Consider the following 16223-nt stretch of genomic DNA (forward strand, 5'->3'; position numbering starts at 1 on the left):
TTAGCCGGCTGACCGCTGTCCCCGTAAAAACATCATGCCGGGGACAGCCGGTACCGGCCTTTTTTAGAAATTCAATTCGATTTCGCTTGCAAAGTGTTCACTTCTATTTACTTTCTCACTTAATTGAATTTCTTTTAAAGGAATCGATGGGTCTTTTATGATCGCCGACAGAATCATGGCGTAATCTTTGCTCAGCGTAGCGATGGTTTTCTGTTTAAACAGCTTCGTGCAGTACTCAAAGCTTCCTTGAATCTCGTGCGGATTCATCACGAAAGTCAGCTGTAAATCAAATTTGGCCGCCGTATTTGTTTGTTCATATGGTCTGACCGCGAGAGAGTCCAATTCGATATCCGTTTGTTCCGTATTTTGCAGAACAAACATCGTATCGAATAACGGATTACGGCTTAAGTCCCGTTTCACTCCCAGTTTCTCAACTAATTCTTCAAAAGGATATTCTTGATTTTCATAAGCTTTCAGCATCGTTTCTTTTGTTTCCGTTACATAGTCCATAAAGGTCTTTTCTCCAGCCGGAGCCGTACGGATGGCCAGTGTATTCACAAACATCCCGATAATATGCTGTAAATCTTCATGCATTCTTCCCGCAATAGGCGTACCGACGACGATATCTTCCTGACCGCTGTATTTGGCCAGCAGTATGTTATAGGCTGACAGCAAGATCATGTAAGCAGTGGATCCGGTCAATTCTTCCATCTGTTTTATCCCCTGGACCACAGTCTCATCGAGAGCGAAATTGTATCGCTTGCCTTCAAAGCTTCGAATTCGCGGTCTGGCAAAATCTTTCGGCAGCTCAAATGGCGGGAGTTCCTCATGAAATACATTCAGCCAATAGTTCTCCTGCCTTTTGATGCGTTCCCTCTGCTCCGCCTGCTGCTGCCATACAGTGTAATCTTTGTATTGAATCCGGAGCGGGGTTAATTCTTTGCCGTCATACAATTGAATCAGTTCTTCAACGAAAATATTCATAGAAGCGCCGTCTGAAACGATATGATGCATGTCAAACATGAAAACATGTCTGTCCTGTTCTAATTCGATGAGCCCGGCCCGAAGCAATGGAGCCTGACTGAGATCGAAAGGCCGCACGAAATTGCGGAACAGCTCCTCGACCTGCTTATCAGCTGCTTTGTACCTTTCTATAGAGAAATCCGCCTGCGGCTTGATCACCTGCACCAGCTCTCCCCGAACCATTTCAAATCCGGTTCGTAGCGATTCATGGCGCTGGATCAGACTTTGGAACGCAGATTGTAAACGATTCATATCGATCCTGCCTTCCAATGTCAAAATCCCCGGCATGTTGTAACTTAGTTCTCCGCCTTCAATTTGTGTAGACAGGTAAACCATCTTTTGTACGGAAGATACAGGATAAACATCTTTGGCTTCTGCAACAGGGATTTCATCCGGTCCGCTGGTTTCCGCGCCCGCAATGACCCTCGCCATTTCTTCAACCGTCGGGTATTGAAACACTTCTCTCAATGAAATGCTTTTGCCGAATTGCTTATGGATCTTGGTAACGAGCGTCATCCCCCGTAACGAATGCCCGCCGAGATCGAAAAAGTTATCTTTGACGCCGACTTGTTCTAACTTCAATACTTCTTTCCAGATGTGAACCAGCTGCTCTTCCGGCTTTGTCCTTGGAGCAACATAGTCAATCCCGGTCTGCAAGCCTGCTTCAGGCAGCGGTAACGCGCTGCGATTCACTTTTCCATTGGAGGTTAACGGCATTTGTTCCAGTTGCATCAGGTATGAAGGAACCATGTAGCCTGGTATTTGATCGGAGAGTTTTTCTTTAAGCTGATTGATCGGCAGTGACTTCTCCCCTGTAAAATAGGCATACAAATCGCTTTGTCCCTCTGCATTTTCTCTGGCCAGGATCACCGCTTCTTGTACATGCTCGATGTTGAGAAGAGCGGCTTCCACCTCGCCAAGTTCGATCCGGTAACCGCGAATTTTGACCTGATGATCCTTTCTTCCGGCATATTCAATGTTTCCATCCGGCAGGTAACGGGCAAGATCGCCTGTTTTATACATCCGCTCTCCGATTACAAACGGATCGGCTACAAACTTTTCACCCGTTAATTCAGGCAAGTTCAGATACCCTCGTCCTACTCCGTCTCCGGCGATGCACAGCTCACCCTTTACACCTATAGGCAGCATCCGGTCATGGGAATCAACAATATACACACGGTTGTTGCCCAGCGGCTTGCCGATCGGCACGTAACCGCCGTCGTCAGCGGATGCCAATGTCTCCGGTACGATATGGAAGACCGATGCATCCACGCAAGTTTCCGTCGGACCGTATACATTGGTTATGAGCGGCATTGATGACCCGTTCGAAGCGAACAATTCAAGCAATTGCGCCACTGTCGCCTGCGGGAGCGCCTCTCCTCCAATAAGCATGTGCCGGATCGTTACCCCATGAAGGCTGTCTGCAGCGATAAGCAATTGCAAATGTGACGGTGTTCCGTCTGTGACGTCAATGCGGTGGGTGCGATAATAGTTTGACAAGGCATAACCGTCTGATACTGATGCTTTAGGGACGATATACAGTGCATGTCCCCCTAACAGTGCCGCGAAAATTTGCTTGACCGATGCGTCGAAATAGTACGGTGCCAACAGAGACACACGCAATCCCGAATCATAAGCACCGTACACTTGTCCGCGGAGCCCCTCCATCAAATGAAGTACCTGGCGATGCTCAATCAGCGTGCCTTTTGGCTTGCCGGTTGTGCCTGATGTGTAAATCACATACGCCAAGTGATCCGGTCCGGCTGCCGTCACCAGATTCGAGCCATCCCCGCTGTTCATTCGTTCGTCATTCAGCAGTAAAATCTCTCCGGCAAAGGATACACGATCTTGTAAATGGGGCTGTGCCAGCAGAACCTTTGCTCCTGAATCCTCCAGAATATAGCGGATGCGTTCCTGCGGGCTGTCCGGATCCATCGGCACATACGCGCCCCCGGCTTTCAGGATCGCCATAATCCCCACGATCATTTCCAGAGAACGTTCTGCCAGAATACCGACAGGCTGGTCAGGCTGCACGCCTTCGCTTCTTAAAATCCGCGCCAGGCGGTTGGCCCGCTCATTCAGCTCACGGTATGTGAATCGGCTTTTCTCGTAAACTGCGGCCGTAAGTTCCGGCGTACGCTCCGCCTGCTCCTCGAACAATTGGTGAATTGTTTTGTCCCTTGGGCAGTCTATCGCCGGTTGGCCCCATCTCTCCACAATCTGCTCTTTCTCCTTCGCGGTGATCATCTCCAGCGATGAAAGCGGCGCCTGCGGATCATTCGCAATCGCCTCTATCAATTGGATAAAGTGCTTTGCCATGCGTTCCGCAGTTTCCTGCTTGTACAGCGCTGCCGCGTAACTGATCATACCTGTAATTCCGTCTTCATTTTCTGCCGCTTGGAACGTCAGGTCGAACTTCGCCATCGCATGGTTGTCCGGATAAGGGGTAAAACGCACATCATCGAGGCTCAATTCTCCCCGTTCTGTGTTTTGCCATATGAACATCGTGTCAAACAGCGGATGGCGGCTGAAATCCCGGGACACATTCAGCTTGTCCACCAGTTCGTCGAATGGATACTCCTGGTTTTCGTACGCTTTTAATGTATGCTCTTTGACTTCCTGCACGTACTCCCGGAATGTTTTTTCCCCGATCGGTTTCGTTCGTATCGCCAGCGTGCCCACGAACATGCCGATTAAGCTTTCCAAATCCGAATGGGTTCTTCCGGCAATCGGGCTCCCTACTACGATGTCTCCTTGCCCGCTGTATTTGGCAAGCATGGTTGTATAAGCAGCCAGCAGCACCATGTACAGCGTGCTTTCGCTCTTCACCGCCAAGCCTTTCAGCTGTTCCGTCAGCTCCGGTCCGATAACAAACTCGATTTGTCCTCCTTCAAAGCTCCGCGCAGCCGGTCTTCCGTAGTCGGTTGGCATATCCAGCACCGGAACCTCTCCGCTGAACACATCCAGCCAATATGCTTCCTGCTGCTTCATGCGTTCGCTTTGCATATCCGCCAGCTGCCACGCCGCATAATCTTTATATTGAATCCGCAATGGCGGCAACTCTTTTCCTTCATATAATGAAACGAACTCTTCAATCAAATTCTTGATAGATACGCCGTCTGAAATGATATGATGCATGTCAAACAGCAGCAAATGGCGGTCTTTTGCAAGCTCGATCAGTCCTACCCGCAGCAGCGGTGCTTTCTCCAAGTCAAATGCCCGCACAAACCCATGAACGAGGGCTTCCGCCTGTTCTTCTTTCGCCTGAGTGAATTCCACTGCAAATCGGACGTCGTCATAGATCCGCTGCACCGGTTCTCCATCTATCAGTTCAAAGCCGGTACGCAGCGTTTCATGGCGCTGAATCAGCTTGCGGATCGCCTTCTCGACAAGTTCCCGATCCAGAGCTCCATCGGCCCTCATGACACTCGGCATGTTGTAGCTCAGCTCTCCGCCTTTCAGCTGATTCAAAATGTACAGCCGTTTTTGCGCCGAGGAGACGGCATAGTATTCTTTTGCGTCAACGGCCGGGATAGATGTATATGCTGTGTGTTTCATTCCGGTAATCGTTTCTGCCATTTCTTCAATTGTTGGCGACCGGAACACTTCCCGCAGCGGCAGGCTGACCCCCATCTCTTTGTGCAGCTTCGCCGTCAGAGTCGTTGCCCGCAGCGAGTGACCGCCGATGTCGAAGAAGTTATCTTTCACGCCGATACGCGGAAGTCCAAGCACCTCTTTCCAGATATGCGCCACCTGCGCTTCCGCCGCTGTACGGGGAGCAACGTATTCGCCCCCTGTTTGCACGCCTCCTTCTGGTGCTGGCAATGCTTTGCGGTCGACTTTTCCGTTTGCCGTGAGCGGCAAACGCTCTAGTTGGATAAAGTACGACGGGATCATATACCCCGGCAGTTCCTGCGACAGCGCTATTCGCAGCTCGCTCACCATCAGCTCGGTGTTCGCTGAAAAGTATGCGCATAGCTGCTTTTCTCCGGCTCCGTCTTCAAGAGCGGTGACTACTGCTTCCTGTACATACTCTATCTTTAAGAGCTGAGCTTCCACCTCGCCGAGTTCGATCCTGTATCCTCGAATTTTCACCTGATGATCGATCCGGCCCAAATATTCGATGTTACCGTCCGGCAGCCATCTCGCCAGATCGCCCGTCCGGTACATCCGTTTGCCGGGTTCGAACGGATGATCCACGAACTTCTCCGCAGTCAGCTCCGGACGGTTCAGGTACCCCCTCGCCAGTCCGTCGCCTGCGATGCAAAGCTCTCCCGGTACTCCGACTGGCTGTAGACGCATTGATCCCGGTGCCATCATATACAGCTGTATATTCGAGATCGGCTTGCCGATCGGCACCGATGCATACGCTTGGTTCGCTTCGCAGTTGAAGTACGACACATCGACCGTTGCTTCCGTCGGGCCGTACAGGTTGATCAGTCGGGCGCCGTTCATAGGCGTAATAAGGCTATGAAATCTTGCCGTATGTGCCGGCATTAAAGCCTCGCCGCTTGCAAACACTTGCCGCAACGTACGCAGCTTGCTTGTCTGTACGCTCGCCGTCTGTGCTTCCGCAAACTTCAGGAAGGCGTGCAGCATCGCCGGGACGAAATGCATTGTCGTGATACTTTGCTCTTCTATTGTGTTCCAAATCACTTCGGGGTCTTTCTCTCCGCCGAGCGGAAGCAGGCACACCTTTGCACCGGTCAAAGCCCACCAGAACAGCTCCCATACCGAGACGTCGAAGGTGATCGCTGTCTTTTGTAAAATCGTATCGCCGCTGCCGATCGGATAAGCCTTTTGCATCCACATCAACCGGTTTATAACCGGACGATGTTCAACCATAACCCCCTTGGGCTTGCCGGTCGATCCGGACGTGTAAATTACATATGCCCTATCGTCCGCACGGGACAGCGGCTCCAAGTTAGAAACGTCATCATCGTAAACGGAAGTATCATCGAGATCGATGACCGTTCCTGCAAAAGCAACCCGTTCTTTCACGTGACGCTGTGACAGCAGCAGGGTCGCTCCTGAATCTTCAAGGATGTAGCGGATGCGTTCATCCGGGTAATCCGGGTCGATTGGCACATAAGCGCCGCCCGCTTTCAGGATTGCATAAATCCCGACCATCATTTCTAGAGAACGCTCAGTCATGATCGCAACAAGCTGGTCGGCCTGTAGGCCTTCAGCTCGTAAAGTGCGTGCTAGTTGATTGGCCCGTTCATTTAACTCAAGGTATGTCATACGCTGCTCCTCGAATATAACCGCCTCATGGTCCGGCGTCCGGAGTGTTTGTTCCTCGAACAGCTGATGAATCGTTTGTTCACGTGGGTAATGCATTTCGTTAGACTGAAAACGGCTGTGCAGCTGTTCTTTTTCTTGCTGCGTCAGAAGTTCCATTTCTTCTATTTTGATAGACGGCTGCTGCAAAATTTGGTGAATGAGCTGTTCAAAATGTCCGCGAATCCGCTCTGCCTCTGATTGTCCATATTCATTTTGGTTGAAATCAAAATGAACGGTGAGTTGTTCGCCAGGGATGACAACTACATTAAAATCGTAATGGGTATGTTCTTCTATATGGAAATTCACGATATTTAAATCCGCAGCATCATGGCCCTTTTCGACTTGCTGCTCTATCGGATAATTTTCAAAGATCAGTATATGATCAATTAAGTTTTGCTTTTGTTCCGTTTGGGCCTGAATTTCGTATAAAGGATAGGTATCGTATGATTGGGAAGCCAGAGCGTTTTGTTGAACCATTTGCATCGTATCAGCAAAAGTGCAGTCCTCATCGCAGCGGATGCGAACCGGAATGGTATTGATGAACAGGCCGATCATCTGTTCTACATCAGGAATTTCCGCCGGCCTTCCCGACACGACACTGCCAAAGACAACGTCTGCTGACCCGCTGTATTTCTGTAATAAAACTCCCCATAACGTTTGGATCAACGTGTTTAATGTAACCTGATGCTGATTTGCGATCTGCTGTAATTGTTTTGTCTGTTCGTGATCAAATCGGCAGATCACATTGGCATAGGCGTATTCTTTTTGTTCATGCTGCTCTATTTTATGAAGAAGCGTGGTTTCACCTGTATATCCTTCAAGATACCCGCTCCAGTACCGCTTTGCCGCTCCCTGATCTTGGCGGTCAAGCCACTCGATATAGTCGCTGTAAGGAGCTGCCGATGACGGTTCTGGTTCCCTGCCTTCCTGTAAGGCGCGATAATGATCAAACACTTCCTTCGTGATAAGAGACAGGCACCAGCCATCCATCACAATATGATGGAAGCTCCAAATCAAATGATATTTGCGGTCTTCCATACGGAAAATCGCTATGCGCATCAGCGGATCCCGAGCCAAGTCAAATCCTTTTGCCTTATCTTCTCTTTGATAGGCTGCGATTGCATCCTCTCGCAGGTGCTCCTCTATGTCACGCAAATCTGCAAAATGAATTTGCGGTGTTTGCGTTTTATAGACAATTTGTAAAGGAGTATCGTTCCAGCCGCTGTAAAAACGGGTTCTGAGCACGGCGTATGTTTCAAATAATCGTTCAAGGCTTGCTTTAAACCAATCAATCTTTAACTCTCCCTGCAAATCGAACGATGCTTGTTCAAAATAAGAACTTGAGGCCTCGTCCAGCAGGCTGTGGAAGAGCATTCCTTTCTGCATCGGAGTGAGCGGATACACGTTTTCAACCTCACCTGCATGCGGCAGTTGAATGAGGAGCTGATCCAATTCGTCAATGGACATGCCTTTTAACAAAATATCGCTTGGCGTCAGTTCCGATTGTTCTTTATGAACGCAATGCGTAATGATTGTCCGCAGGCGGCTTTGAATCGTTTCCGATAACCGCATGATCGTTTCTTTTGCGTACTGTTTGCTGCTGTAGCTGATCGTAAGCTTCAGCCGGCCGTCGGTGATCAATCCGTTTATATTCAATACATACGGTCTTTCTTGATCTCCGCTAGAGTCTGAACCGCAAGAATAAGAAGATAATTGAACCCCATGCTGCTGCAAATCTTGGTCAAACTGTCCCAGGTAGTTAAAGCTGATCTCAGGATTGAGTTTCGATGGCATTCCGCCGCTTAAGTACCTTGCTATTCCATATCCGATCCCTTTATGCGGAATTTGGCGCAATCCTTCTTTTGTCGTCTTAATATAATCAGAGATCTCTTTGCCCGGATGCGCGTGCAGCACAACCGGATACAGACTTGTAAACCACCCGACCGTGCGGGAGATATCTATATCTTGTATAATCTGTTCTCGGCCGTGTCCCTCTAAATGAATCGGAATTTGTTCCAGTCCTGACCAATGCGATATGGAAAGACCGAGAGAAGTTAAAAGCAAATCGTTTATTTCCGTGTTATAAGCGCGATTCGCTTGTTTTAATAGTAGCTCCGTTTCCTCTTTCGTCCATTCCACAGTTGCTGTTTCACTGTCTTTTGCAGTTGTATGGGTTTCATGAAAATCTTTAGGCAGCGGTTTGACTTCGGTTTGTTCGATCTTTGTCCAATATTCCTGTTCCTGTTTTATGGTTTCACTTTGCGCATATTCTGAAAGTCTCTTAGCCCATAATTGGAAAGAGTCTGTTTTTTGCGGCAGTTGAATCACTCGCCCGTTCTCGGCTTGCTTGTAGCCGCTGACGATATCTTCCAGTAAAATACGCCATGAAATCCCGTCTATAATCAAATGATGGATGGCAATGAGCAGATGATCTCCATTTGCGCATTGAAACAACCCGGCTTTCATTAACGGCCCATCACTTAAACGCATACTGCTTTGTATCTCATCAGCTTTGGCTTCAATTGTCCGTCCCGGATCGGAATCTTCTTTCAGATTCAGGACTTCTAAGCGGTACAGTCCGCTTTGGGCGATTTCTTCATTCTGTGCCTCGCAGCCATTTTCCGTAGTCCGGAACGTCATGCGGAGCGCATCGTGATGTTCAGCAAGCTTTTGCAGGGTTTGACGAAGCTGCGTTTCCTGAAAACCTTCCGGCGCATGCAGCATGACGGCTTGATTATAATAATGCTGATCTGTCGTTATGTGATCAAAGAACCAATGCTGAATAGGAGTCAGGCTGACTTTTCCTTTGACCTCACCTTGATCGGCTATACGCAGATTCTGCTTGATATGCGGACTCAATTCTGCAATTGTTGCATATTGAAACAAGTCTTTGATTTCCATTTTGTATCCTTGCTGATTTAATCTGGAGGATACTTGAATGGATTTAATGGAATCTCCGCCAAGGTCAAAGAAATTATCAAGAATACTGACGTTTTCAGCGCCTAATACCGATTCCCAGGCAGAAACTAATATTTCTTCCGCTTTTGTTCGGGGAGCTTTATACTCTGCTCTGTCCTGCAGCTCGAAATCCGGAGCCGGCAGCCCTTTTTTGTTTATTTTTCCGTTAGAAGTTAAAGGCATTTCATCAAGCTCGATAAAATAAGCCGGAACCATATAACTTGCAAGGGTATGAGACAATTGTTTCCGGAGCCGGGCAGCCGTTGTTTGCCCGCCGCTTACGTAATATGCACACAATTGTTTAAACCCGTGGACATCCTCTCTGGCTGTAACGACAGCTTCTTTGATCGCTTCTTCTTGAAGCAGTGCCGCCTCGATCTCGCCTAATTCGATACGATAGCCTCTGATTTTCACTTGTTCATCTATTCTGCCCGCATATTCAATGTTTCCGTCCGCCAGCCACTTCGCCAAATCTCCGGTCTTATACATCTTCGCTCCGGGTTCAAACGGGTCATCGACAAATTTCTCTGCCGTTAATTCGGGACGGTTCAAATATCCTCTTGCCACACCGGCGCCGCTGATATAGATTTCTCCCGGCACTCCGATCGGCGCGGGTTTCATATTCTCATCAAGAACGTAAATGCTCGTGTTTGCCGCAGCGGTTCCGATCGGTACCGATTCCCGTCTGTCCTTTGCGGCATCATAACGGTAAATCATGCAGCCGACAACGGTTTCCGTCGGTCCGTACTCATTGCATATTTCAACCCGGCCTTCGAACTGTTCATGAATGCTGCGGGCTAACCGGGTGCTTAAGTTTTCCCCGCCCACAATCATTCTTCGGACAGCTGTTTGATCGGCAATGTTCATTTCTTTCAAAACCTGCAAATGGGCCGGAGTCAATTTAATGATATCCACCCTCGGGTCCCTCACAATCGATTCAAGCAGAGCTGTTTTATCTTCTCCGTCATAGACGATGATTGCATTTCCTGTGACAAGCGGCGTAAAAATAGAAGTCACCGTCAGATCAAAAGAAATTGACGAATACAATGGGAAGTTGGCTTTCTCGCCTTTTACATAAACCTCTTTCGCCCACCAAATATAATTGGTCAAGCCTCGGTGCTCGATTAGTACGCCTTTTGGCCGGCCTGTGGAACCTGACGTATAAATGACATATGCCAAATGGCTCACATCATTTATCGGAGCAAGGTCAGAGCCATCTTGGTGATAAGAACTTTCATCATCAAGTAAAACCGTGACGCCTTCATAGGCGAGCTGTTTCCTGACGTCCCGCTGCATTAAAACGATTCCGGCTTGGGAGTCATCCAGCATATACCGGATGCGGTCTTGCGGATATTCCGGATCTATAGGGACATAGGCTCCGCCTGATTTTAAAACGGCAAGGATTCCGACCACCGATTCGATGCTGTTTCTTGTGATGATGGCTACAGGCTGATCCGTCTGGACTCCTTTCGCTCTTAACGTTCGCGCCAGTCGGTTGGCCCGCTTATTGAGCTCTCCGTACGTGAGCTGCCTGTCCTTATCAATGACGGCTGCTTGATCGGGCGTACGCTGCGATTGCTCTTCAAATAATTGATGAACCGGCGTCTGCGGAAACGGCGCGGCCGTGTCGTTAAGCGTCTGCAGAAGGGTTCTTCTTTCGCCTTCCGTTAACAATTCCGCTTGATCCACCCGGATATCCGCATTTGTCACGACTTGTTGCAGGATTTGCATGAAATGTTCCCGAACCCGCTCTATGCTTGCCCGATCATACACATTTGCATTGTATTCAAAAGAGATGGTCATCTCGTCGCCCGGTATAACGGTCAAATTAAAATCGTAGTTGGTCTGTTCTTCCATTTGTACGTTGGAGATCGTGATGGATGTTCCGTTCTGGCGGCCTATGCTTTCCATATACTGATCAACCGGATAATTTTCGAATATCATTAAATGTGTAATTAAATCTTGTTTTTGCGTTGTACGCGCTTGAATATCGTACAGCGGGTGCGTCTCAAATTGTTGAGACGCTACAGCCCTTTCTTGCGCCTCTTTCATAAGCTCGGCAAACGTTGTTCCGGCTTCACACCGGAACCGGACGGGAATGGTGTTAATGAATAAGCCGATCATGGTTTCCACGTTTGGAATTCCAGCAGGTCTTCCGGATACAACACTTCCAAACACAACGTCCCGGCTGCGGTTATATTTCTGCAGCAAAACCGCCCATGCCGTCTGCAGCAGCGTGTTCAGCGTGACATGATGCTGGCCTGCCGTCCGCTTCATTTTTGAAGTGAGATCGGAGCTTATGTCACACGTCACTTTTTCAGGAACGTATCGTCCGTCTTCCGCTGCATGGTGATCCTTAGGAAGGCCGGTTTGCTCCTCATATCCCTCTAAGTATTGATCCCAATAAGCCGTGGCCTTTTTCGCATCTTGCCGGCCGAGCCATTCAATATATTGACTGTACGGAGTAATTGATGATTGTTCAGGCTGCTTTTGCTGAAGCAAGGCAAAGTAATTCTCGAATATTTCTTTTGTAATCAGCGGCAGGCACCAGCCGTCCATCAAAATATGGTGGAAGCTCCAGATAAAACGGTATGTCTTTTCATCCGTACGAAGGATGAATAACCGCATTAACGCGCCTTTTTCTAAGTCGAACCCCCGCATCTTATCTTCTCTGGCATACTGCTGAATCATCGCTTCTTTTTGTGATTCCTTCATCTCTCGTAAGTCATTGAATTGAAAACCGATTTTTTTCGTTTTGAATATGATTTGGAGCGGCTGATCCTTCCAGCCTCTGTAAAAATTCGTCCGGAAAATATCATATTTTTGCGATAAGCCGTCCAAGCTTTTTGAAAATGAATCAATCTCCAGATCTCCATGCAGATCAAACATCGTTTGCTGAAAATAAGCACCTGAATTCGGATCAAATAAGCTGTGAAACAGCATGCCCTTCTGCATCGGCGTTAATGGATAAATATTTTCCGCTTCGCCTAATTCACGCGTCTGCTCCAAAAGCTGTTCCAGTTCGTCGATTGAGATATCTTTTAACAGGATGTCACTTGGTGTGAGAGAAGTCTGCTGCCGGCTTACGCAATGCGCAATGACTTCTTGCAGACTTTCTTTCAACCCCCGGGCAAATTGCGCCATAGTAGATCTTTCGTATTGTTTGCTGCTGTAGCTCAGTGTCAGTGATAATGTCCCTTCGGCAATCATGCCGTTCAAATCAAGCACGGCCGTTCTCTCTTGGTTTTCGTTCATCGATAACCCTGTTGAATATGGCGATATGCGCAAAGCCTGATGCTTCAGGTCTTGGTCAAATTGTCCCAAATAGTTAAACGATATCTCCGGATTCAGCTGCAGGCTGTCGGCATCCGGATGCCCGGATATATATTTGATGATGCTGTAATTCATTCCTTTATCAGGGATGCGGCGCAGCCCTTCTTTCACGATCTTGATCCGCTGCGACAGGTTTTTTCCGGCTTCCATTCTCAGGACGACAGGGTACTGGCTTGTGAACCATCCTATCGTGCGGGAAATGTCAGCATCCGGAATAATCGGTTCTCTCCCGTGGCCTTCCAAATTCACGACAATGTTTTCCGTGCCTGTCCACTTGTGAACGGCCAGCCCTAACGAAGTCAGCAGCAGATCGTTGATATCCGTGTTGTAGGCGCGGTTCGCTTGTTTTAATAATTGCTCCGTTTCCTCTTTTGTCCATTGAATCGTCACTTCTTCGCTGTCACTTAATAACGATCCTTCGCTGATAATGTCCTTAGGCAATGGCTGAGGCTTTATGCTTGAAAGCTCAGTCCAATACGCAATCTCCTCTTCCATGTCGGTTTCCGCTGCATGCTTGGACAATTGATCGGCCCAGAATGGAAACGAATCTGTTTTTTGCGGGAGCTGGATCGTTTGTCCGCGTTCTGCCTGCTCATAACCGCTTGCAAAATCTTCGAGCAAAATACGCCAGGATACTCCGTCAATCAGCAAATGATGAATTGCAATCAGCAAATGATCTCCGTCCGGACATTGGAACAAACCGAGCTTCATCAATGGCCCTTTGTCTAATACCATGCTGCTTTGAATCTCATTCGCTTTATCGGCAATCGCTTGAGCCGGATCGGTTTTCCCTTTATAATTCATCACTTCCAGATGGTATAGTTCACTTTCATCTGTTCCTGTAATTCGCGGAGCGTATCCATCCGGCGTTTTTTCAAAAATCATCCTCAAGGCATCGTGATGCGACGCGATCTGTTCTATCGTCCGGCGAAGCGGAGCCTCTTTAAAGCATTCCGCCGAATATAACATGACGGCCTGATTGTAATGGTGTGCATGCGGCATGTTTTGTTCAAAAAACCAATGCTGTATCGGGGTCAGCTTGGTTCCGCCATTCACTTCTCCTTGATCAGCCACCCTGCTGACCGGCGCTACAAACTGACTAAGTTCAGCAATCGAGGGGTGTTTAAACAAATGCTTCATATCAACCTTGTATCCGGCTTGATACAATCTGGATGACACCTGAATTGATTTAATCGAATCTCCGCCAAAATCAAAGAAATTATCCAAAATTCCTATACGTTCTGCCCCTAATACTTCTTGCCAGATAGACGCCAGCAGTTCTTCTATTGTGTTCCGCGGGGCTATGTATTCGTATTCCGCCCGCGTATTTTCGTCAGCAGCAGGCAAAGCTTTCAGATCAATCTTCCCATTGGAAGTGAGCGGAATGCGTTCCAATGGGATAAAGCGGGAGGGAATCATATAATTCGGCAGTTCCCGGGATAATTCTTTTCTGAACTGCGCAGCGGTCAAAGAAGGCTCGCCGACATAATAGGCATACAATTGTTTGGCCCCGTCTGCGTCTTCACGCGCGACGACTGCGGCTTCACGAACGTTTTCCAGATTGAACATGGCTGCCTCTACCTCGCCGATCTCAATCCGGTAGCCGCGAATTTTCACTTGATGATCAATCCGCCCTAAATATTCGATTCTTCCATCCGGCAGCCATCTGGCAAGATCCCCAGTTTTATACATCTTTTGACCAGGGACATGCAGATGCTCCACAAATTTTTCCTCCGTCAATTCAGGACGATTGAGGTAGCCGCGGGCCACTCCCGCTCCTCCGACATACAGCTCTCCCGGTACGCCGATCGGCTGGATTTGATGGTGCGCTCCTAAAATATAAGCTTGATGGTTGGCCACCGGGCTGCCGATTGTGATCTGTTCATCAGCGGACTGAACAGGGTGAAATGTAGATACCACGCTGTTTTCTGTCGGTCCGTATTCATTATTGATCCGAATGCGAGGCTGCAGAGAATGGAGCTTCTCAACTGTATCTGTTTCCAGCTGCTCACCGCCTACAACAACATGCTGAACATGGATGAAGTCCTCTGTGTTCATCTGTTCGATCATCGTTTTCAGAAGACGGGGAGAAGTTGAGAAATGAGTAATTCTCTCTTGTTTTATGGCATTTTGAATGGCGAAAGTTTCTTTATTCTCTTCATTAGGCAATAGGTGCAAAGTTGCCCCCGAGATGAGCGGGCCGAAGAAATTTAAAATGAACGCATCAAAAACATACGGGTACAAGACAAGCACGCGATCCGCCGGAGAATGCTTAAAAAACGCCTTCTTCCATTGGAGCGAATTCACAATGCCGCCGTGTTCAACCATGACTCCTTTCGGCTTTCCTGTTGTACCCGACGTATAAATGACATAGGCTAAATGGCTGTGTCCCGCTACTGGTGATAACAATGAGCTATCGGCATGGTATGATGTTTCATCATTCAAATCAATCACCGGGCCGTCAAAGGTGAGACTGTTTTTTAAATGACGCTGAACAAGGAGAACGTCTGCATCCGCATCATGAAGCAAATATTGAAGCCGCTCTTTTGGATATTCAGGATCCAGGGGCACATAAGCGCCCCCTGCCTTCCAAACGGCTATAATGGATACGATCATCTCTAATGAACGATCGGCGAGAATGGCGACTAACGTATCGGGTTGAACCCCGCAATTACGCAATGTTCTTGCCAAACGGTTCGCCTTCTCATTCAGTTCCCTGTACGTCAAATGGTCGTTTTTAAACTTGACGGCCGCATGCTCAGGTGTTCTTTCTGCTTGCTCTTCAAATAATTGATAGACTGTTCTGCTCCCGGAGAAATCTCTGACGGTATCATTAAAATCAAACAATAGCTTCTGTTTTTCCGCTTCCGGTAAGATCTCTGCCGTATGGATCGCGGCTTGAGGCTGAAACAGGATCACAGACAGCAGCTGATCCAAATGGGATACAATTTGATTGATATAGCGCTCATCGTACAGATTGCCGTTATAAAAAAGTTTCAAATGAATCCCGTTGTTCTCCAAATCAAAGTGAAACAGCGTATCGGCTGCAGTATCTTCTTTAAATTGCAAGGAATGAATTTCGTTAAGCGAAACGACGGTATGAATCAACGGCAGATGCTCGTCATTGTATTGCACGTTCAGATGCTGAACCATTTTTCTAAACGGCAGGTTTTGATTTTTCAGAGAATCATTAACGGCTTCTTTCAGCTGTCCGAATACGCTTTTAAATGTACTCTCGTTTGAAAGCGTATTTTTTAAGAGGACAATGTTGTTAACGGCTGACTGGCCGGCTTTTTGCTTCGATACCGTCGGAATGCCAAGAATCAGGCTCGTTTGATCCGTATATTTATATAACAAGCATTCAATACCCGCCAATAAAATCAGATAGGCCGCCATATCGGAATGATTCGCCATTGTCATGATTCTTTGAGATACTTCCGGAGATAAGGAACGGCAGATGCATTTTTCCTGGTAGCCGGTACGGGCCAACGACGCTTTATCCGCTGCTTTAAAGTAAGGGAATGCGCTTAGTCCGTCTTCTTCATCAAACAGGTTTTCCCAGTACGTTTCTTGGTTTTTAAATACCGACATTGGAGCACCTCATTTTATATAATTTAAAGAAATGA

At 47.9% G+C, this 16223-nt stretch carries 1 protein-coding gene; it reads right to left on the minus strand.

The annotated features are described in order from the left end of the window. Positions 1-63: 63 nt before the first annotated feature. Complete coding sequence (locus tag ACWJJS_RS10255; protein ID WP_454023538.1) at positions 64-16188, minus strand: non-ribosomal peptide synthase/polyketide synthase; 16125 nt, start codon at positions 16186-16188, stop codon at positions 64-66. Positions 16189-16223: the final 35 nt, after the last annotated feature.

Source organism: Bacillus sp. JK106, from assembly GCF_053663355.1.